At 64.4% G+C, this 20,540-nt stretch carries 19 protein-coding genes and 1 pseudogene; 15 read left to right on the top strand and 5 right to left on the bottom strand.

Annotated features, from left to right (window positions below):
* Nucleotides 1–152 precede the first annotated feature (152 nt).
* Together ACIQWO_RS17840 and ACIQWO_RS17845 are read left to right on the top strand one after the other, a co-directional pair.
* Complete coding sequence (locus ACIQWO_RS17840) at nt 153–1,325, top strand: AAA family ATPase (protein ID WP_402826772.1); 1,173 nt, start codon at nt 153–155, stop codon at nt 1,323–1,325.
* 123 nt (nt 1,326–1,448) lie between these two features.
* Nucleotides 1,449–2,051, top strand: a complete 603-nt coding sequence (locus ACIQWO_RS17845) for a hypothetical protein (protein ID WP_402826775.1) — start codon at nt 1,449–1,451, stop codon at nt 2,049–2,051.
* Nucleotides 2,052–2,127: 76 nt separating this feature from the next.
* Here the strand turns inward: ACIQWO_RS17845 and ACIQWO_RS17850 are convergent.
* A pseudogene (locus tag ACIQWO_RS17850) lies at nt 2,128–3,550 on the bottom strand (aldehyde dehydrogenase family protein).
* 111 nt (nt 3,551–3,661) lie between these two features.
* Between ACIQWO_RS17850 and ACIQWO_RS17855 the strand changes: the two are divergent.
* On the top strand, nt 3,662–4,570 hold the full coding sequence (locus ACIQWO_RS17855; protein WP_402826778.1) for a LysR family transcriptional regulator: 909 nt from the start codon (nt 3,662–3,664) through the stop codon (nt 4,568–4,570).
* A 56-nt stretch (nt 4,571–4,626) separates the two neighbouring features.
* On the opposite strand, the gene ACIQWO_RS17860 is transcribed toward ACIQWO_RS17855, so the two are convergent.
* The 3 genes from ACIQWO_RS17860 to ACIQWO_RS17870 form a co-directional block, all read right to left on the bottom strand.
* Nucleotides 4,627–4,908 (bottom strand): XapX domain-containing protein, encoded by a 282-nt coding sequence (locus tag ACIQWO_RS17860; RefSeq protein WP_402826781.1) that lies wholly within the window; start codon nt 4,906–4,908, stop codon nt 4,627–4,629.
* Nucleotides 4,905–5,318 carry a DoxX family protein gene (locus ACIQWO_RS17865; RefSeq protein ID WP_402826890.1) on the bottom strand — a complete coding sequence of 138 codons (414 nt, stop codon included), beginning with the start codon at nt 5,316–5,318 and terminating at the stop codon, nt 4,905–4,907. Before ACIQWO_RS17865 ends, ACIQWO_RS17860 begins: the two co-directional genes overlap by 4 nt.
* A 76-nt stretch (nt 5,319–5,394) precedes the next feature.
* Complete coding sequence (locus ACIQWO_RS17870; protein ID WP_402826784.1) at nt 5,395–7,248, bottom strand: amidohydrolase; 1,854 nt, start codon at nt 7,246–7,248, stop codon at nt 5,395–5,397.
* Nucleotides 7,249–7,542: 294 nt separating this feature from the next.
* Between ACIQWO_RS17870 and ACIQWO_RS17875 the strand changes: the two genes are divergently transcribed.
* Nucleotides 7,543–8,223 (top strand): response regulator transcription factor, encoded by a 681-nt coding sequence (locus ACIQWO_RS17875; protein ID WP_402826787.1) that lies wholly within the window; start codon nt 7,543–7,545, stop codon nt 8,221–8,223.
* An 80-nt stretch (nt 8,224–8,303) separates the two neighbouring features.
* Here the strand turns inward: ACIQWO_RS17875 and ACIQWO_RS17880 are convergent, their stop codons facing one another.
* Nucleotides 8,304–8,702: a hypothetical protein gene (locus ACIQWO_RS17880; RefSeq protein ID WP_402826790.1), complete on the bottom strand. Its 399-nt coding sequence runs from the start codon at nt 8,700–8,702 to the stop codon at nt 8,304–8,306.
* Nucleotides 8,703–9,025: 323 nt separating this feature from the next.
* On the opposite strand from ACIQWO_RS17880, the gene ACIQWO_RS17885 reads away from it, so the two are divergent.
* The 11 genes from ACIQWO_RS17885 to ACIQWO_RS17935 form a co-directional block, all read left to right on the top strand.
* The gene (locus tag ACIQWO_RS17885; protein ID WP_402826793.1) at nt 9,026–10,711 is read left to right on the top strand and encodes a ShlB/FhaC/HecB family hemolysin secretion/activation protein; all 1,686 of its coding nucleotides are present in this window, start codon (nt 9,026–9,028) and stop codon (nt 10,709–10,711) included.
* Nucleotides 10,712–10,799: 88 nt separating this feature from the next.
* Complete coding sequence (locus ACIQWO_RS17890; RefSeq protein ID WP_402826796.1) at nt 10,800–12,572, top strand: DUF2341 domain-containing protein; 1,773 nt, start codon at nt 10,800–10,802, stop codon at nt 12,570–12,572.
* 12 nt (nt 12,573–12,584) lie between these two features.
* Nucleotides 12,585–12,995, top strand: a complete 411-nt coding sequence (locus tag ACIQWO_RS17895) for a biopolymer transporter ExbD (protein WP_039396424.1) — start codon at nt 12,585–12,587, stop codon at nt 12,993–12,995.
* A 10-nt stretch (nt 12,996–13,005) separates the two neighbouring features.
* Entirely contained in the window at nt 13,006–13,728 is a 723-nt protein-coding gene (locus ACIQWO_RS17900; protein WP_402826800.1) for an energy transducer TonB, read from the top strand.
* Between the two features lie 98 nt (nt 13,729–13,826).
* Nucleotides 13,827–15,617, top strand: coding sequence for a putative porin (locus ACIQWO_RS17905; RefSeq protein ID WP_402826803.1), 1,791 nt, complete (start codon nt 13,827–13,829; stop codon nt 15,615–15,617).
* A gap of 9 nt (nt 15,618–15,626) precedes the next feature.
* Entirely contained in the window at nt 15,627–16,427 is an 801-nt protein-coding gene (locus tag ACIQWO_RS17910) for a hypothetical protein (protein ID WP_402826806.1), read from the top strand.
* Nucleotides 16,428–16,529: 102 nt separating this feature from the next.
* Entirely contained in the window at nt 16,530–17,129 is a 600-nt protein-coding gene (locus tag ACIQWO_RS17915; RefSeq protein WP_402826809.1) for a YbjN domain-containing protein, read from the top strand.
* Between the two features lie 233 nt (nt 17,130–17,362).
* Nucleotides 17,363–18,064 (top strand): STN domain-containing protein, encoded by a 702-nt coding sequence (locus tag ACIQWO_RS17920; protein ID WP_402826812.1) that lies wholly within the window; start codon nt 17,363–17,365, stop codon nt 18,062–18,064.
* Nucleotides 18,065–18,580: an RNA polymerase sigma factor gene (locus tag ACIQWO_RS17925; protein ID WP_402826815.1), complete on the top strand. Its 516-nt coding sequence runs from the start codon at nt 18,065–18,067 to the stop codon at nt 18,578–18,580. It begins immediately after the preceding gene.
* 76 nt (nt 18,581–18,656) lie between these two features.
* Nucleotides 18,657–19,712, top strand: coding sequence for a FecR family protein (locus tag ACIQWO_RS17930; RefSeq protein ID WP_402826818.1), 1,056 nt, complete (start codon nt 18,657–18,659; stop codon nt 19,710–19,712).
* A gap of 268 nt (nt 19,713–19,980) precedes the next feature.
* Nucleotides 19,981–20,540 (top strand): hypothetical protein (locus ACIQWO_RS17935; protein WP_402826821.1); only part of this gene is annotated, 560 nt, incomplete at its 3' end.

Genomic DNA, 20,540 nt, shown 5'->3' on the forward strand with positions numbered 1-20,540 from the left:
GCGTCCCTTGAGCAGCGGGTCGTCTGCGAAAGCTGTGCGTGGGATTTAGGGAACAGCAGCAGCGCGACGTGCTCGAAGGGATAATCTGCGAACCTCACCGTCCTTGATTCCCGCGCTCGTCCGCTGCGTTTCCACACGTTCTTCCGCCTGCCATGCTTACCGCCCTCGCCATCGACAACTACCGCTCCATTCAGTCGCTCGTGATGCCGCTCACCCGGCTTAACGTCATCAGCGGCGCGAATGGCAGCGGGAAGTCCAACCTTTACCGCGCGCTACGGCTGCTGGCTGGCACGGCAAGCGACGGCATCATCGGCCCCATCGCTCGCGAGGGAGGACTCGGCTCTGTGCTGTGGGCAGGGCCGGAGACGATCAGTCCGCGCATGCGTCGTGGGGAAGTGCCGATTCAGGGCGGCCCGCGCCAGAAGCGTGGGCGCATGCGTCTCGGTTTCAGCAGCGACACCTTTGGCTATGCCATCTGTATGGGGATGGGCAGCGCGGGCGGCGTTTCCATGTTCAGCGCCGACCCGGAGTTCAAGCGCGAGAGCATCTGGGCCGGTGAGTTTCTGCGCCCGGCCACTACGCTCGTGGACCGACAGGGGAGTGTGGTGCGACGCAAGGCGGGACGCGAGTGGGACGTCCTCACGAGCAGCCTGCCGCGTTACGAAAGCCTCTTCTCACACATCGCGAACGACACCACCTGCCCAGAGGTGTTCACGGTGCGTGAGCGCATTCGCAACTGGCGCTTCTACGACCATTTCCGCACCGACGCCGACGCCCCCGCGCGTTGGCCTCAAATCGGCACGCGCACGCTCGCGTTGCATCACGACGGCCGCGATCTTGCCGCCGCCTGGCAGACGATTCGCGAGATCGGCGACCACGAAGCGCTGGCGCAGACAGTGGAAGATGCCTTTCCCGGCGCGAGCGTCACGATCGATGGCGCGGGGCGTGGTGGACTCATGCTGGAGTTCCACCAGCACGGTTTGCTGCGCCCGCTGAGCGCTGCGGAGCTATCCGATGGGACGCTGCGGTATCTGCTGCTGACGGCTGCGTTGCTCACACCGCGCCCCCCCGAGCTGATGGTGCTCAACGAGCCGGAGTCGAGTCTGCACCCTGATCTCATGCCCGCGTTGGGACGCCTGATCCGTCGCGCATCTCAGCGTAGCCAACTGTGGGTGGTGTCGCACTCGCAGCGTCTCGCCGCCGCGCTCGAAGAGGATCCCGAATGCAACTCGATCCAATTGGAGAAGTCCTTCTCGGCAACGACGATTCTCGGTCAGCACCCGCTCGAGCGTCCCGCATGGCGATGGGCGGATAACGGCAATTGACGTCTGCGAACGCAGGCATGTGACCACCGCAGCGTCAGAACTGACAGCCCGCCGCCGCTATCGCAAAGTCCGAAGACGAAGCGCTGTCAGGATGCGATCTCCTGTCCACAATGGAGGTCCACGATGATTCCCGTGAGTGCAGCAACGATCAGTGCCGTACCGACGGCGACGCGAACGCTTCACCAGCATTTGAGCCCGCTTCGCGAGCGTTTTCGCGCCGATCTCAGTACGGTTCAAATGATGCGCGGACGTGGGTTTCGCCCGTCGGTCATCCCCGACGCGGTGTTTGTCGAGCCGCGTGGCGCGGAGCATCCGCTGCCGATCCTCTCGGCGAGGCGGATGACCGACCCGTCGGCACCGAAGCCCGCGGTGGATTTCATGTTCTTCCGTGAACCGTTGAAGGCGAACCCCGCGCTCATCGAAAAGTGGGGCGTCGCAGCGACGGCAGGGAGCGCGTCCGAAGCTTGGTCCGCGTTCGTCGGCGACATCGGCGAGCAGTTCTTCAAAGGCAGCCGCCGACAGCGCGTGATGGATGCGCTAATCCTGAGCCTCGATATTCTGCCGCCGGAACGACGTGCGGATGCAATCGCGTGTCTGCTAACAGATGGCACCGAAGGCATCGCCGCCGTCGAAGAATTCTGGGAGTACGTCGGGATGGAGCGCATTCCTCACGTCGACCGGGCACGCGTGGCGGCATTGTTGCTTCGCTACGAGATCGGCAAGTAAGGTACGGCAGGTACAGCGGGTGGCGTGATGGACGTCGCTATGTTTCGACGGCGCCCGTCGCGCTCACCCGCTGCGCTTACAACACCCCGAGCACGGCCTTCGGTTCCATGAAGGCTTCGAGTCCGAAGGTGCCGTACTCGCGTCCGATGCCCGATTGCTTGAATCCACCGAATGGCGCGGCAGGTTCGTGGGTGAGGGTGTTGACGAGCACGCGCCCCGCTTCGATTTGCGCGGCCACGGCGGCGGCGCGCTCGACATCCGTCGCGCAGACGTATGCCTGCAAGCCATAAGGCGTGTCGTTGGCAATGGCGATGGCCTGCGATTCATCGCAGTAGGCGATGATCGAGAGCACTGGACCGAAAATCTCTTCACGGGCAATCGTCATGTCGTTGCGCACGTCGCCGAAGACGGTCGGGCGTACGAACCACCCGGCGTCCAGCCCGGCCGGGCGACCCTCGCCACCGGCGACCAATCGCGCACCCATCCTCGATGCCGATGCGAATGTAGCGCTGCACGCGATCCCATTGCTTTTGACTGACCAGCGGGCCGATGTGCGTCTTCGGATCGCGGGGATCGCCTGCCGGGAAGTTCGCAACGGCAGCCGCGATGCCCGCTTCGAATTCGTGCAGTCGCGCTTGCGGCACGAGAATCCGCGTCCCGGCGACACACGCCTGACCACTGTTCATGAAGCCCGCATTGAGCGCGAGCGGGATGGCATCAGCGAAGTTTGCGTCGTCGAGCACGATCATCGGCGACTTGCCGCCAAGTTCGAGCGTCACCCGTTTGAAGGTATCTGACGCCGCGCGCAAGATCGACCGGCCCACTGCCGTTGACCCCGTGAACGAGATCTTGGCAACGTCGGGGTGTGTGCTGATCTCCGCGCCAACCGTGTCGCCGCGTCCCGTCACGATATTGACGACGCCCGGCGGCAACTGCGCGTCGTGCAGCGCTTCGGTCACGATGCGCGTCTGGATCGCACTCATCTCGCTCGGTTTGATCACGGCCGTGCAACCGGCGGCGAGTGCTGCGGCCAGCTTCCCGCAGATGAAGCCCGCATCGCTATTCCAAGGCGTGATGAGTCCCGCCACGCCGAGCGGCTGCATCACGACTTCTGCCGTGCCCGCACGGCGCACGAAGTCGTAGCTGTCCAGCGTCTTCGCAGCCTGAAGCAGGACATCGCTCGCATGACGGGCCATCCAGCGCGCCCACGCGACGGGGGCGCCGTACTCCTCGATGATGGCGTCGAGCAAATCGTCTTCGCGTGCCGACACGGCGGCATGCATGCGTTGGAGCATGGCAATGCGCTCGGCTTTGGTGCTTCGCGAATGCGCCGGGAACGCGCGTTTGGCCGCCGCAATGGCACGCCGAGCGTCTTCGGCGTCTGCCAGACGGACGCGGCCGATGACTTGCTCGGTCGCCGGATTGAATAGATCGAAAAGTTCGTCACCGTGCGGGGTGACGAAAGCGCCGTCGATATAAATCTGATCGATGATCTTCATGATGAGTGGGGGGGGCGGGGTGAAAGGCGGTCTCGATGACTCAAGATAGTCGGCCGTCATTGATCTGAATATCCGTACAATCCGGGATGCCTTGTTGAGGAATTTAAGACAATGAAGACGTCGGGACTCACTGAACTGGAAGCCGTCATGGCGGTGGCGCGTCACCGCAGCTTCCGGGCAGCGGCAAACGATATGGGCGTATCGACGTCGGCGCTAAGTCATGCCGTCGCCGCGCTGGAAGCACGCATAGGCGTGCGGCTTTTTAACCGAACGACGCGCAGCGTGTCGCTTTCCGAAGCGGGCGCGCAGTTCGTCAACAGCGTCGCGCCCGCGCTCTCGACCATTCAAATGGCGCTCGACGAAGCCGGTAGCTTTCGCGATTCCCCGTCGGGCACTCTGCGCATCAATAGCTCTGCCGGTGCGGTGCACCGGGTCATGCCGGTGTTGATCGAATTCTCGCGGCGCTACCCTGACGTCAAGCTGGACATCGTGACGGAAGGCCGTCTCATCGATATCGTCGTGGAAGGGTTCGACGCGGGTATTCGTCTGAGAGAGTCGGTGCCGCAGGACATGATCGCCGTGCCATTCGGCGACCGACAGTGCTTCGCGGTTGTCGCCACGCCTGCGTATTTCTCCCGTCACAAGCCGCCGCGTACGCCGGACGACTTACGAAAACATCAGTGCATTCGCACGCGGATGCCGAGCGGCAAGATGTTCCACTGGGAGTTCGAGCGGCACGGCCAGATGGTTCGCGTCGATGTGGACGGGCCGATGACGTTGGACGACGGCGCACTGATCCTTGAAGCTGTGCGCTCGGGCGTCGGTGTGGGATATCTGACCGAGTGGGATGTGCACAAAGATCTCGACGCTGGCACGCTGGTGCGCGTGTTGCAAGCCTGGACGCCGCCATTCGATGGCCTCGCGCTTTACTATCCCGGCCGACGTCACATCCCGGCGGCGCTGCGCGCGTTGATCGCCGTGATTCGCGAGCAGGCGGAGGCGGCGCGTTCATTCAAGTAGCGTGACATCGTGCTGCGCGAGTCAGCCGCCGACGGCACAATGGACGCCGTCGGGTCTTACGCCTTCGGCGCTTCGGTCTTGCTCTCGTCCTTCGACGCCTGCGCCACCGGCCCCGGCAGTCCCGTGATCTTCGGCACGCATTCGCGATGGAACCACACGAGGTTCACCGGCTCACCTGCGAGCAGACGCTTGACCGGCGGCACGACCTGTTCGCCGATCAGCATGCCGAGCAGGCCGATGAGCGCTACCGCAGGCGGTGCCGGTGAGCGAACGCCCAGACCGCCGTAGATGATGCCGACGAGAATGCCCACGGCGAGCGAAATGAGATAGAGCTTCATGATTGACTCCGCGCGGCGCGCGTTCTGAGGTCGTACCACGCTACGGCGATAAAGCCGCCGACGAGCCCGAGGTGTTCGAAGAAGCTATTGGCGAGCATCGTGCGGGCGTCCGGCGGGGCGGACCAGAAGCGATTGGCCAGGAACGTGGCAGCCAGCGTGAATGCCGCCAGCGCGAACGCACCCAACCACCGCCCCTTGCCCGTCAGTATCATCAGCGACGCGCCGATTTCCAGCACGATGACTGCGACCGCCATTGGTGCCGCCGGTGACAGTCCGAAGTGCTGCATCTCTCCGATGGCTCCGGAGAAGTCCAGCGCCTTGTCGATACCGCCTTGCAGATACGCGCTGCACAGCAGCAACAGCGCAAGCCAGTAGGCCCAGCCCGGCAGCAAAGACGTCTCGCGTGCCATTGACGAGGAGGGATCGGACGACGGCAGCATCGTGGCCATGACGGACCTCAACGGTGGGTTGCTAACGGTAGAGAAATCAGAACGCCCAGCACGAACAGCCGAGCGCGCCCCAGAACCCGCTCTCATCCGACGCGGGGACGTTCGACGACCATGCCTTCGCGTGCGCATGACCGTGCACACCGCACGACGTCGCACACGCGCAACTCACGCTCACGTTAAGCACGTTGGGCTGTCGCGGTTGATACCCTACGCCGTGTCGCGCAGGCGACCAGTCGGGCATCGCGGGCGGCAGTGCCGGGGCATAGCTGCCGAAGTCGCCGTCGCCGTACACGACCTTGCCGCCCAGCATCGTGAGGACCGACGTAATGTCCTGAATCTCGTCTTCCGGCACACTGAAGTAGTCCTCCGAGAGCACGGCCAGATCGGCGAGCTGCCCGACCTTGATCTGCCCCTTCTTGCCGACTTCGGACGAAAACCACGTGTTCGCTTCCGTCCACAGACGCAGCGCTTCGTCGCGGTCGAGCAGACTGCCCGGGGCCGCCATGCGCAGCCCGCCGACGGTCTTGCCCGTCACCAGCCAGTAAAGCGAGACCCACGGGTTGTACGACGCGACGCGCGTCGCATCCGTACCCGCACCGACCTTCACGCCGCGCTCCAGCATGCGACGCACCGGCGGTGTCGCCTCGGCAGCCTTCGCACCGTAACGCTCCACGAAGTACTCGCCCTGATACGCCATGCGGTGCTGCACGGCAATGCCGCCGCCGAGTGCCGCAATGCGATCGATGTTGCGGTCGCTGATCGTCTCGGCGTGGTCGAAGAACCAGTGCAGGCCGTCGAACGGGATGTCCTTCGCGACCTTCTCGTAGACGTCGAGCGCGCGCGAGATGGTTTCGTCATACGTCGCATGCAGACGCCACGGCCAGCGGTTCTCCGCAAGCAATCGCACCACCGGTTCGAGATCGCCCTCCATAGACGGTGCCATTTCCGGCCGCTCTACGCGGAAGTCTTCGAAGTCGGCTGCCGTGTACACGAGCATTTCGCCAGCGCCGTTGTGACGATAGAGGTCGTCGCCTTGCCCCGGGCTCACTTGCTTGACCCACTGGCTGAAGTCAGCGAGTTCGGCCTTCGGCTTCTGTGTGAACAGGTTGTACGCGAGGCGCACCGTCAACTGCCCTTCGCGGTGCAGTTCTTCGATGATGCTGTAGTCCTCGGGGTAATTCTGGAAACCACCGCCCGCGTCGATGACGCCCGTCACGCCAAGCCGGTTCACCTCGCGCATGAAGTGGCGCGTCGAATTCTTTTGATACTCCGGCGGCAGCTTCGGCCCTTTGGCAAGCGTCGCGTAGAGAATGGTCGCGTTCGGCTTTGCGAGCAGCAGTCCGGTCGGATTGCCCGACGCGTCACGCACGATCTCGCCGCCCGGCGGGTTCGGCGTGTCCTTCGTGTAGCCGACGGTGCGCAACGCTGCAGTGTTCAGGATCGCGCGGTCGTACAGATGCAGGATGAACACCGGCGTGTCGGGTGCAATGGCGTTCAGCTCGTCGATGGTCGGCAAGCGTTTCTCTGCGAACTGATGTTCGGTGAAGCCACCGACCACGCGCACCCACTGCGGCGCGGGCGTGCGGTCGACCTGCGCCTTGAGCATGCGCATGGCATCCGCCAGCGAGCGCACACCGTCCCAGCGAAGCTCCATGTTGTAGTTCAGGCCGCCACGAATGATGTGCATGTGGCTGTCGATCAGGCCCGGAATCACACGTCGGCCCTTGAGGTCGATGACCTGGGTGGCGTTGTCGGCCAGCCGCATGATGTCGTCGCGCGTGCCCACGGCGGTGAAGGTGCCGCCGGTGAGCGCGACAGCGTCCGCCTGCGGGTTCGCACGGTCGAGCGTGGTGAACTTGCCATTGACCAGAATGAGGTCGGGATTTGACATGGGAGGCTCCGGTGGGAAGTCGGCGGACGTTTTCTGCCGCTCGTGGACGCCACCGGCACGGCCCGGAAGGCCGCCAGCGTGCCACGAAGGACGGTCCATGAGCGTATGCCGACTCCCGTCGCCTCACTATCGTCTTTTCGTATTAGCGCCCGAACCCCGCGCCGGGTGGTGCTTCGGCAGGGAAGCCGCGTCTTCGAACCGGAAAAACGCAAGCACGTTCGTGCTTTTTTGCGGTGTTGAACGTCACATGACTGACGTATACTCAGCCACACCGAATCAAACCATCGCCCCTGCATGAATGCGCTTCCGGACAGCGATATCGCGACCGTCTACGTCGTGGCCCACGACCCGGCGGAGAACGACACGCTTTGTGCACAACTGACCGACGTCGGCCTGCGGGCGCGCGGCTTTACGAGCGCGGCTGCTTTTTTGGCCAGTGAGCGCAGTGCCGGACCGGCGTGCGTCGTGCTGGATGCCGATCTCGATACGCCTGGCGGCGGCCTCCTGCTTCAGGACGCCCTCACCGACTTGCAAGACCCGATTCCCGTCGTGCTCATCACGGACCACGCCGATGTGACGACCAGCGTGCGCGGCATGAAAGCAGGCGCGGTCGATTATCTGAGCAAGCCGATGCCGGAGGGCGTGCTATTCACTGCGGTAGGCGCGGCACTGGCGCTCGACCGGCAACGCCTCGGACGCGAGCGGGCGAGCACCGACGTGATCGAGCGTGCACAGCGGCTCTCGCAGCGGGAGCGCGAAGTCATGGCGCTCGTGGCGGCAGGGCGGATGAACAAGCACATCGCCGACGAACTCGGCATCAGCGAAGTCACCGTCAAAATTCATCGCGGAAATGCGATGCGCAAGATGGAAGCGCGCTCGTTTGCCGATCTTGTGATCATGGCGCACAAGCTCGGCATGACGTCGCCCGCGCTGTATCACGGCGGGATCGGACGGAACAGGCGAGAGCTGGCCTGACATCCACCGGCATTGACCGACATTGACAGACAATGCGCCACCCACACCGGGTGGCGCATTTTTTTCGTCAGCTCGGTGGCTCAGCGGCCGGGCGTCACGATGGGCGCAGATGGCGGCGGTGATGCCGGGCGCTGCGGCGTGGCGGAGTTGCCGAAGCTGTTTCCCATGCGCTGAGAAGTGGCGCTCCAGTTGAACTGTCCGCCGATCTGATTGCTCGGCTTGTTGGCGATCTCTTCCGATTCCAGTCCGGGCGCGCGGCCCGAACCCGGCGCCGAGGCTGGCTGCAACTGATTCGTCAGACAGTCGTAGGACGGCGAGCGCTGACCGTTCACCTCGACATCCACGCAGCCCGCCCGAGAAGCCGGTGTGGCGCTACCGACGCGCGGGGCGTCATCGGCCGCTGCGGCGAGCTGCGACACGGTGCTCAGCAACACCGTTGCTGCGATCGTCACGGCGAGTTTGCCCATTCGATTTTTCATCTGACCCCCAACGTCTGTGCCGCTGCGCTGCCTCGTCATCGCACGTCTCCCCGTCAAAAATAATAGTCATCCGTCAGGACTCCGACCGAACAAGCATACGTCAGGCTGCGCGCTTTTCGAGAAAGATGAATTTCTCGTGACAAACGTTAGTTGCCCGTCTGCTCACCCGTCTAGGTATCCGTATTCGAGAGAAATGTCGACACGGATTGCGTGCGGCCGGGCGATACCTGACGCGTCAGGAAAGCGTCTTGGGTAAGCGCCAGGCCACCGGGGGCACTGCATCGGGCAGGGCCGCGTCGACCTAACAAGTCAGAGTCTTCTATATGCGTTTGATGAAAACGAACCGGCCGTGGCTGCGCTGGGCGGCAGTGTGCGCAGTCACGTTGGGGGGAACTGTTCATGGCGTTGCGATTGCTCAGCAAACCGAAGCAGCACAACCGGACCCATCGCCTGCGGTAGCGCCGCAGGCAGGCGCACCTGCAGCCGACGGCGCGAAGGAGAAATCCGCCGACGCAGGCAAGCAGGTGAACATCAACGAGTACATCGTGCGCGGCAATACGGTGCTCGACATCCGCACCATCGAGAAGGCGGTCACGCCTTATCTGGGGCCCAACCGCACGCTCGCCGACATCGAAGCCGCGCGCGACGCGCTGCTCGCCGCCTATCAGGCAAAGGGTTATCAGTCGGTGTACGTCGACCTGCCCGAGCAGCAGGTCACGGGTGGCATCGTCTATCTGAAGGTGAGCGAGACCAAGCTGGGACGTTTGCGCGTGGTCGGCTCGGAATATCACTCGCCGCGCGAAGTGCGCGAGCGCGTGCCGTCGCTGGCCGAAGGCAAGGTGCCTGACTTCAACGCCGCACAGGCGGAACTCACGGCGCTGAACCGCACCGGCGAGCAGCAGGTCGTGCCGCTGGTGAAGCAAGGCGCAGTGCCCGGCACGATGGACGTCGACCTCAAGGTCGAAGACACGAACCCGTGGCGCGCCAGCTTCAGCCTGAACAACGACCGCAGCGCCGACACGAAGCCGCTGCGCATGCTTGCCTCGCTCGGCTACGACAACCTGTTGCAACTGGGCCATCGCGTGTCGATGAGCTTCTTCGGCGCGCCGCAGGACTTCAAGCAGAGCAAGGTCTGGTCGGGGTCGTACGTCGCCCCGCTGGGCTCGTCGCCCTGGTCGCTCGAACTCAACGGCTATCAGTCGGACAGCAATGTCGCCACGACCGGCGGCACCACGGTGCTCGGCAAAGGCCACGCCATCGGCCTGAAGACCACTTACACGGTGCCGGACACGGGCAGTTGGTATCACGCCTTCAGCCTGGGCGTGGACTTCAAGGACAACACGGAAACCACGCGCTTCGGTACGGCTGGCGACGTGGTGCCGCTCAAGTACGCCCCGATCACCATCAGCTACAGCGGCTTCTATCAGAACGAGAGCTTTCAAGCCGGTCTGAACACGTCGATCACGACCGGCATGTCGAGCTTCCTCGGCTACGGCAGCAGCCCGGCGCAGTTCGACGCGAAGCGCTATAAGGCGTCGCCGAGCTTCACGGTGCTGCGCGCCGATGCGAACGGCACGTACACGATTGACGGCGGATGGCAGCTGGCGGCGCGTGTGGCCACGCAGATGACCGACTCGCCGCTGGTCTCGAACGAACAGATCGCCGGTGGTGGCATGAACTCGGTGCGCGGTTATCTCTCGGCGGAAGCCGCGGGCGATTACGGCGTGGTCGGCTCGATCGAATGGCGTACGCCGCCGATCCCGTTGCTCGCCCCCATCGTCTCGAACTGGCGCGCGTACGCGTTCTTTGACGGTGCGCGTCTGGGCTTGCGCGATGCGCTGCCGGAGCAGACCTCGACGTACTCGCTCGCGTCGCTCGGTGTGGGCACGTCGCTGAAGCTCACGTCGCACGTGACGGGCCGCTTCGACGCCGCGTGGCCGCTGACGAACGGTCCGCGTACCGAACGCTACCAGCCGCGCTTCAACTTCAGCGTGACGGCGACTTACTGATCAACGTACTCAACCAAACAACATTTACGACCTGATGCCTGGTGCGCTCACTCGATGCGTCAGGCGGTATACACGGAGAACTACAGCCATGCGACGCATTCTTCCATTCCTGCTTGCGCTGATCGGCACGCTGATGCCGGTGCTCGCGCACGCCTGGTGGCAACCGGATTGGGCGTACCGCAAGCCGATCACCATCGACGCCGGTCCGCAAGGCGGCAACATCACGGGCGACGCCGGCCGTGTGCCGATGCTGCTGCGCCTGCACACCGGTAACTTCAGCTTCGAAGGCGTGAACGAGACCGGCGCGGACCTGCGCTTCGTCGCCGGTGACGACAAGACCGTGCTCAACCATCAGATCGAGCAATTCGATCCGGTGCTGGGCATCGCCCTCGTGTGGGTGGACGTGCCCGCCGTGACCGCTGCCAACAAGCAGCAGATCTGGATGTACTACGGCAACCGCAAGGCTCCCGCAGCCGGTAACGGTCAGCGCGTGTTCGACCCGGATTACACGGCGGTCTATCACTTCGGCGAGCCGAACGTGCCTGCCCGCGACACGACCGCTTACGGCAACAACAGTCAGAACCCGGTCGTCACGCTCGACGGCGCGATCATCGGTCGTGGCATTCAGGCGGGCGCTTCGCCGCTGGTGCTGCCTGCTTCGCCGTCGCTGTCCATCGCAGCCGGTAGCAACTTCACGTTCTCGGCCTGGGTACGTCCGGAAAAGCTCGGCGCGAACGAAGGGATTTACACGCGTCGCGATGGCGGCAGCGAGTTGCTCGTGGGTGTCGATCAGGGCGTGCCGTTCGTGCAGGTCGGTGGTCAGCGTAGCCAGCCGGGCCAGCCGATTCAGGCCGGTCAGTGGTCGCATCTCGCAGTGACGAGCGACGGCAAGACGGTGACGCTGTACGTCGCCGGTCACGCGGCCGGTTCGGTCGCCGCAGCACTCCCGGCACTGAATTCGCCGACGATCATCGGTGGCGACGCCGATGGCGTGACGGGTGGTCTGGGCCGCTTCTCTGGCGCGGTGGACGAAGTGCGCCTGTCGAAGGTGGCACGTCCTGCTGCACTGATTCAGACGGATGCCGTCTCGCAAGGTGCCGAATCGCGTCTGATCGCCTTCGGTCCGGACGAACAGCAAGCGGGCAAGAGCCACTTCGCGTTCATCCTCGCGGCCATGCCGGTCGACGCCTGGGTGGTCGTGGTCGTACTCGGCCTGATGGCGCTGGTGTCGTGGGTCATCATGATCACGAAGAGCCGCAGCTACAGCGCGAAGACGCGCGCCAACACCGTGTTCATGGAGCACTTTCGCCAGGCGTCGGGCGCGCCGCTCGATCAGATCGCGCGCACCAACCGCGTGCCTGACGAAGTGCGCGAACAATCGCCGCTGTGGCGCCTGTACGAAGTCGCGCTCGACGAACTGCACCGCCGCCACGAACTCGGCTACGACACGAGCGCTGTCTCCGACGCGACCATCAGCGCCATTCGCGCGTCGATGGACGGCCTGATGGTCCGCGAAGTCGAAACGATGAGCAAGCGCATGAACTGGCTCTCGACGTCGATTGAAGGCGCACCGTACGTGGGTCTGTTCGGCACCGTGATCGGGATCATGCTGGTGTTCGTCGTGGCGGCGATGGCGGGCGCGGTGGATATCAACTCGGTAGCCCCGGGCATGGCCGCAGCACTGCTGTGTACGGCTGCTGGCCTCGGCGTCGCTATCCCTGCACTGTTTGGCTACAACTGGCTGGTCTCGCGCTCGGACGCTCTGTCGGCCGACATGGCGGTGTTCGTCGACGAGTTCACGACGCGCCTCGCAGAAGAGCAGGGCGAACGCCGCCGTCAGCCCGTGCTGCAGCGCGCGTGACGGGGACGAATCATGGCTAACGCAACGCGATTCGCTGCGAAGAAGCGCGCGGGTGGCATCAACATCACGCCGTTCGTCGACGTGCTGCTGGTGGTGCTGGTGATCTTCATTCTCACGAGTAACGCCAGCATTCCCGGCATCAAGGTCGATCTGCCGAAGGCGAGTTCTTCGGTGGCGCTGGAGAAGCCGAAGACCAAGGCCATCACGGTCGACAACTCGGGGCAGGTGTTTCTCGACGCCTATCCCGTGACGCTCAACGAGCTTGAGGATCGCTTGCGCACGGAAAAGGCAGTCACGCCCGACTTCCCGGTGATCGTGCGCGGCGACGCGCAGGTGCAGTACGCCAAGGTCGTGGAAGTGCTCGACCTGTTGCGTCGCATCGATCTCAATCAGGTCGGCCTCGTGACCGGCAAGCCGCAGTAAGGAGCGCAGCGTGAAACCTCGCGATTTCGCGTCTCGCCCCCCGGTCAATTCGACGGCATCCAGCCCGGCGCTCGCGCTTTTGCGGCGTCGTGGCGGACTGATCGTCGGTGCCGTCGTGGTCATCGGTCTGGCAGCGCTCTTCTGGCATCTGCTCACCGACAAGGCCAGCATGCGCCGCGAGGTCAACAGCCCGCCGATGCTCATGCTGCCTCCGCCGCCTCCCCCGCCGCCGCCTCAGGAGAAGCCGCCTGAGCCGACGCCGGAGAAGATCAAGCCTGAGGTCGTCGAGCCCAAGCCTGCCGATCCGGTCGAGCCGCCCAAGGACGACACGCCGCCCAGCCCGACCAAGGATCTGGGTGACGCCGTGACGATCAATGGCGACGCTCAGGCCGGTACCGATGCCTTCGGCATTGGCGCAGGCAGCGGCGGCGGCATGACCGGCGGTGGTGGTGGTCTGGGCAGCCGCTCGTACAGCGCCTGGCTCGCCAGTTCGTTGCAACAGGCGTTCGGTCGCGATCAGCGCACCCGCACGCTCGCGTTCGACGACGTTCGCATCGATCTCTGGCTCGACGCCGACGGCCGTGCAACGCGTGTGCAACTGGTGCGCGGCACGGGTAGCTCGACCATCGACGAAGCGGTGCTCGCCATGCTGCGCGACTTCCGTGCGGAAGAGAAGCCGCCTGCGTCGCTGCGCTATCCGATGGCCATGAGCATTCGGGGACGTCGCCCATGACCGACATCACATGTCACACAGTGCAAGCGGCCGACCGGGCTGAAGCAGACCATCCTTTTTACGCAAAAGTCACACACAAAATGAAAGCACTGGAACGTATGACTGACGGGGGCGCGCGCTGGGCGGTTCCCCGCCGGGCCGCCGGTACGGCGGGTGCCGTTGCACTGGCGCTCGCGCTGCTGGGCACCGCCGGACTCGCACAGGCGCAAGCGCAGGCTGCGCCGCAAGAGACCGCAATGGTCAAGCTCATTCGCGGCCTGATCAAGAGCGGCGCGATCGACAAGGCCACCGGCGAAGCGCTGCTCGCGCAGGCCGAGACCGAAGCGTATGCCGCGTCGCAAGCGGCGCAGAAGCAAGCTGCTGCCGCCCCGGCGGGCGCTGCCGTGGTCGGCGCCGCTGCCGGTGCAGGCTTCGCCGCCGAACCGGGCGACGTGCGCATCCCGTACATCTCCCAGACCACGCGCGATCAGATTCGCGACGAGGTGAAGAACGAAGTCATGGCGCAAGCCAAGACCGAAGGCTGGGCCGCGCCGAACGAAACGCCGGAGTGGACCAAGCGCATTCATATCGAAGGCGACTTCCGCCTGCGTAACGAATCGCGCTTCTACTCCAGCAGCAACACGAACACGCAGATCGACTGGGCGCAGATCAACAAGGGCAATGGCTTCGACGTCAACTCGAACACCAACCTCACGCTCCCGCCGCTGCTCAACACCACGCAGAACCGCACCAACCAGTTCCGTGCGCGCGCACGCTTCGGCATCTTTGCCGACGTGTCCGAGCAGGTGAAGGCCGGTGTGCGTCTGGCGAGCAGCAACGACGACAGCCCGGTTTCGACCAACAGCACGTTGGGCGGCGGTCTGAACAAGAAGAGCGTCTGGCTCGATCAGATGTGGATGTCGTATCAGCCGTTCACGTGGATGAAGGTGACGGGCGGTCGCTTTGCGCCTCCGTATGTCACGAGCGACATGCTGTTCTCGAGCGACCTGAACATCGACGGCATCGCCGCACAGTTCAACAAGGCGCTGCCGACGAACCCGAACGTCGAACTGTTCGGCTCGCTGGGCTTCATCCCGCTGGAATACTCGGGCGACAACTCGCCGTCGAACAGCCAGAGCAAGATGTCGAGCCAGACGAAGTGGATGCTCGGCACGCAGTTCGGCGCGAACTGGAAGCTCGACTCGAAGAACAGCTTCCGCGGCACGGTCGGCTACTTCGACTTCCGCAACATTACGGGTCAGCTCTCGTCGCCGTGCGCGCTGTATGCTGGCGCGACGAGCTGCGATTCGGACTGGTCGCGCCCGGCGTTCATGCAGAAGGGCAACACGCTCATGCTGCTGCGTAACATCGCGCTCAACCCGCTCGATCCGGCCAACACTGCGCAGCCGCAATATGTAGGCTACGCCTCGAAGTTCCAGCTGCTCGATCTGTCGGCGCGCTGGGATACGGTGCTTGCAGGCCGCTACCCGCTGCGCTTCGACGTGAACTACATCCGCAACCTGGCCTACAACGAGGGCGAGATGTGGGCGCGCTCGAACGGCGGCATCGTGAACAACTTCGCGTCGGGCACGGCCACGCGCGCGAACTTCAAGAGCGGTCCGAACGCGTACATGTTCCAGGCGACCTTCGGCAAGCCGGTCATGGCCGCACGCGGCGATTGGAACGTGTTGTTCGGCTACAAGCGTATCGAGCCGGATGCCGTGCCCGATGCCTACAACGATTCGACGTTCCACGGCGGTGGTACGAACGCGAAGGGTTACTACCTGGGCGGTTCGTACGCATTCGACAAGAACGCCTGGATCACGGGCCGCTGGTTGTCGACGAAGGAAGTCTACGGTCAGCCGTTGTCGATCGACACGCTGCAAATCGAAGTCAACGCGCGATTCTAAGGAGGTGTCATGAGCCAACAGCCCCCGCGCACGGTGTCGCGTCTGACCTCGGGCGCCAAGGTCACGGCAGCGGCCATGCTGCTCGCCGTGAGCTCGGCCGCGCTGGCGCAGACGCCGCAGGGCGCGCCGACGATGGAAGAGCGTTTGCGCACGCAACTGCGCACGACGACGGATCAGCTTCAGCAGGCGAAGAACGAACTCGCGGCGCTCAAGGCCGGTGGTGCGACCGCCGGTACTGCGGGCAAGGCCAGCAAGGACTCGCCCGAAGCGCTGCGCAAGCAACTGGACGACGCGCAGCAGCAGTTGGCGGCGGAGCGTCAGTCGCGTGAGCGTCTGGCGCAGGACGCCCGCGCCTCGCAGTCGGAAGTGAAGACGATCGCCGACAAGGCCAACACGCAGATCTCGCAGTATCGCAACGCGTACGACGAACTGCTTAAGCTCGCACGTCAGGCCGATGCGCAGCGCAAGCAGCTTGCCGAGGAGACGGCCGCACAACGGGCCGCGCTCAAGCTTGCGCAAGAGAAGAACGACCGTCTGTATGCCGTCGGTCAGGAAATCCTGACGGCCTACGAGACGATGGATGTGGCGACGATTGTGGTGGCACGCCAGCCGTTCGCCGCACAGGCGCGCGTGAAATATGAGCAGATCGCTCAGCAGTACGGCGACAAGCTCTACGAGGGCAAGTTCGACGAGCAGCAGGCGATGGCTGCCGCGTCGGCCAAACCGGCACCGCAGGCGGAGCAGGCAGCACAGCCTGCCCCGTCGGCTCAGGCCGACACGGCTGCACCAGCCGCTCAGGCCGCGAAGTAAGACGGCGTGACGGGGCAAGCGCAGCGCGCCCCGTCGCGCTTCTGTAAAGCGTAATCAGAACGCAGTATCAGATATCAAAAACGGACGTTGAGGACCACTGGCATGAACGAAGAAAACACGATGCAACAAGACAACCACGACGCAGCACAAGCGGCCGCGCCGGTGACGTCAAGCGAGTCGTCACCCCAGGATGTCATCACTTTCATGACGTCCGCACAGGTGGCCGACGCAATTCGTGCCGCCGGTTGCGCCGTCTCGGTTCAGCAAGACGATCTGGTGACGCGTCTGCACAGTGCCAGCCACGGCATCGGCTATCAGGTGCATTGGGGCAATCAGGCGGGCGTCGATCAGTATCTGGATCTCACGCTGAGCTGCCCGCTGCGCATTCAGGGTGGCGATCTGCCCGAAGGACTCATCAACGAATGGCATCGTTCGCGCCGCTTTGCGCGCGTGGCCGCACACGGCGAATTCCTCGTGCTGGAGATGGACGTATTCGTCGCCGGTGGCGTGACGTCGGAATTCCTGCGCTTCTCGATGCGTCTGTGGGTCGAAATGATGGGACAGTTTTTCCTGCATCTGCGCAACTTCACGCAGCAGGCGACCGGTCAGACCGTCGCGCCGCGTGACGACCTGGCTACGCCGGGCGACGCCCTCGCCGGTGTCGATGCCGCAGAGTCGCAGGCACCGATGACGCTCAACTGAAGCGTCGCCGCGCGGCGCATCAAGCGCGTTTTCCTCTCGAGCCTGGGGACCTCCCCGCGCGGCAGTATCACGTCCAGTAGACGACTGGTTGGCCCGTAGCGCGCTTACTACCCCGTGGGCGCGTTACGGGTTTTTTTCTTTGAGAAGGCGATCCTGCGCATTGTCAAAGCATCGTCACAATCGGACACGAGAATTGTCAGGAATTCTTACAAATCATTAGTGGATCAACGGGGATGCGGAAATCGCCCGCCGGAGTGAGTTGGCTGGCTGGCGTATTAGCGCTTGGGTGGCTCGCGTGTCTGCTGTTCGGTCCGGCCGCCATTGCCCGGACGACTGCCTATGAGGCGCAGTCGTTCGATATCCCGGAGCTCCCCTTGAAGGACGCGCTCGCCCGCTTCGACGCGCTCACGCGCATGTCTGTCTTTTACCCGTCGTCGCTGGTGGAAGGCCGTCGTTCGCATGCCGTGTCCGGAATCCACGCCCCGCATGAGGCGCTCGACGAGATGCTCTCCGGCACGGGTGTGGCGGCAGAGCTGACGGCGGAGAACGCGTTCGTGCTGGCGCCAGTGAATTCGCCTGTTTCGCAAGATGCGCAGCGCGGCGAGGCGAACGTTGCCGCGAGCTACCACGGGACGTTGCAGAATGTCGTGCTGAGCGCCTTGTGCGCGCCGCCGACGCTCTCGCCCGGCGACTATCGCCTGGCGATGACGGTTCAGGTCGGCGCGAATGCACGGGTCAGCCGGGTGCGTCTGCTCGATACCACCGGGGATGCACGCCGGGACGCGGCCATCGTGCAACGGTTGCAAGGGCTCGATGTCGGCCGCGTGCCTGCGGATACGACGCGCCCGTTCGTCATGCTGCTGTTGCCCACGGGGTGTCGAGAGAGTCGTGTTGCGTGTGTTCAGTCGCCGTGTCAGGCGATGACGGAGCACTAGATGGCCGACACGCCGCGCGCCTTCCTGCGTGACCTGCTCGCGCAGCGTTACGAAGATCTCAAACGCAAACTGACCTGGCGACTCGGCTCGGCCGAGCTGGCGAGCGACGCCCTGCACGACACGTGGGTACATCTCGACGACCGTGCCGACCGACAGAGCGACGTGAAGAGTCCGGGCGCGTATCTCATGCGCATCGCCATGAACATGGCGTTCGACCGCGTGCAGCGCGAACGTCGTTACATGAGCGACGACGAGATCGATGCGCTCATGACCGAATTCATCGATCCGACGCCGGGGCCCGCGCAGACCATCGAAGCGCGCGACGATATCGCCACGCTTGAACGTCTGCTGGCCGATCTGCCGCCGCGCCGTCGCGCGATCTTCATCGCGGTGCGCGTCCATGAAATGTCGAATGAAGACGTGGCGCGCCGCTTCGGTGTGTCGCCGCGCCTCGTCGGTCTTGAACTCAAGCGTGCGCATGAGTACTGCATGGCGCATATGCCGAGGTCCGAATGAACCGGGGATTGCCGATGGCGCGGGGCAAAACCGTCTCAGCAAAGGAGACCTTCCGTCTCATGCGAGAGGTGACGCCATGATGTCCCGACCAGATACCCCGTTGCCACACAAGCGGCGTCTCGATGCCACCGAGCGGCAGGCGATGAGCTGGGTGCGACGCATGGCGTCCGGCGAGATGACGCACGCCGACGGTGACGCGCTGCGCGAGTGGGCGCGGCGCGATCCGAAACACGCACAGGCGCTGGCGAACGCACAGCGTCAGTGGAAGCAGCTGACGCAGGCGGCGCAGCAATCGGCGGCGGCCGAGGCGGCGGTTGCCGCGTGTCCGGCCCCGTCGCGCAAAGCGAAGACGAAAACGAAGACGAAGGCCGAGCGGGAGACCGGACGTGGTTTCGACCCGCGTCGCCGCTGGGTGCTGGCGGGCACGGCGGGCGCATTCGCGACGGCCGCCGGGGTGGCCATTATCGGCGGGCCGCTCGGGCTGCTGCCCAGTGCCGCATCCATTCACGCCGACTACAGCACCGGAACCGGCGAGCAGCGCACGGTCGCGCTGGCAGGCGACGTCTCCGTCGAAATGAATACGCGCACGAGCGTGGCGCTTCGTACTGGGGGCACTGCAGCCGGTACGCCGGGCATCGACCTGCTGAGCGGTGAAGCGGCCGTAGACACCACGCTGGCGTCGCGCCCGTTTGAAATCGTCGCAGGCGCGGGACGCACGATTGCGCATCACGCCCGTGTCGAAGTGCGCAACGTGGCCGACAAGGTTTGCGTGACCTGTATCGAAGGCGCGGCGGATGTGGTGCATACCGCCGGGCGTGTCACGCTGCGTGCACGTCAGCAACTCGTCTACGACGCGCACAGCCTGCAATCGCTGGTCAATGTCGACGCCAACGCCATGCCCGAATGGCGCGACGGCTATTTGCGCTTTGCCGAGGTGCCGTTGGGCGATGTCATCGACGAAATCAACCGCTATCGTCCGGGGAAAGTCGTACTTCTGAACGACAAGATCGCCGCGCGTCCGGTGACCGGGCGCTTTGCGATCCGCTCGCTCGATGTGGCGCTCGGTCAGATCGAGCATTCACTGAGTCTGTCGGCGCGCACGCTGCCCGGTGGCATCGTGTTGCTCGGTTGATTGGCTCGGATCCCCTCAGTCAAAGCAGTCTCCGAACGCCGCGAGCCGGGCGTTCGCCGTGACGGTTCGGTCATGTCACGAAAGATTCAAATAAATCCTTGCCGATTGGCCTGCGTCGAAGGGTCTTAGTCCCGAGAGCGTCAAGTGTTCCTTTCGCATTCCTATGCATGGAACGTTTGGACGAAAACCTGCCAGAGGCTGTTCGCTGGCGTTGTCGCGAGACACCGCCCCACAGCCGCACCAGACGACAGACGGGATTGAAACCACCATGCGTAAGCGCGTAGCTTCTTCTTCGCCCTCCGTGCCCTCCTTGCCACTGCGCGTGCTGCGCATCCGCCCGCTCGCGCAGGCAGTCGCGGTGTTCGCCGCGAGCAGCGCCATGATCGGCGCGGCCCATGCACAACAGGCATTCAGCAGTGCGTGGTTCGCCGCGCGCGGCGCTGCGCAGACCACAGCGGCACAAACGGGACGTCTGCCGAACGGGATGCCCGTCACGTCGCTGCAAAATCCGGGCGAACAGCAGCAACGCGCCAATCAGGCATTGCAGAACTCCATCGCCAATCTCGCGACAGCTGCGCAAGGCATCGCCGCGATGCAGGCCGCGCAGACGGCGGCGCGTCAGGCCGCTGCCGCGTCTCCCGAAACGATTCCCGACGGGCTCACCGAAGGCGGCCTGAAGGTCGACACGAACAGTCTCACCGCAGGCTGGATCAACGCGAAGAAGGACATCGCGCAATCGCGCGACGCCGCAGGCAACACCAACGTCAAGATCGAGCAGACGGGCGAGAAGGCCATTCTGAACTGGGAGACGTTCAACGTCGGGCGTCG

Source organism: Pandoraea sp. NPDC090278 (assembly GCF_044772185.1).
Lineage (GTDB): Bacteria > Pseudomonadota > Gammaproteobacteria > Burkholderiales > Burkholderiaceae > Pandoraea.